We start from the raw sequence: 235 nt of genomic DNA, 5'->3' as shown, positions 1-235 counted from the left end.
CCACGAAGCCACGCTGGGCGTGGCTCTACATCGGTGCAGCGGTCGAACCCCGCACCATCAAGCGGAACTCAAGCGTCTGCTGCAGCGGTACATCCACGCCTTCGAGGATGGCGAGCAGCAGGTTGACCGCGCGCTCGCCGATCTCCCGCATGGGCTGGCGGACAGTAGTCAATGCAGGCGAGAGGTAGCGGGACGATGCCAGCACGTCGAACCCGCCGATGGACAGCGCATCGGG

Annotated in this window: 1 protein-coding gene; it reads right to left on the bottom strand. The window is 66.0% G+C overall.

All coding sequences use genetic code 11. From position 1 onward, the window contains the following. Nucleotides 1-25: 25 nt before the first annotated feature. A partial coding sequence (locus ACQG3P_RS23845; RefSeq protein ID WP_426806434.1) for a substrate-binding domain-containing protein occupies nucleotides 26-235 on the bottom strand: 210 nt, incomplete at its 5' end.

It is taken from the genome of Stenotrophomonas sp. SrG, from assembly GCF_050031795.1.
Lineage (GTDB): Bacteria > Pseudomonadota > Gammaproteobacteria > Xanthomonadales > Xanthomonadaceae > Stenotrophomonas > Stenotrophomonas rhizophila_A.
Note: the sequence above shows the minus strand (reverse complement) of the source record. Positions and strands in the feature narration are given on the sequence as shown.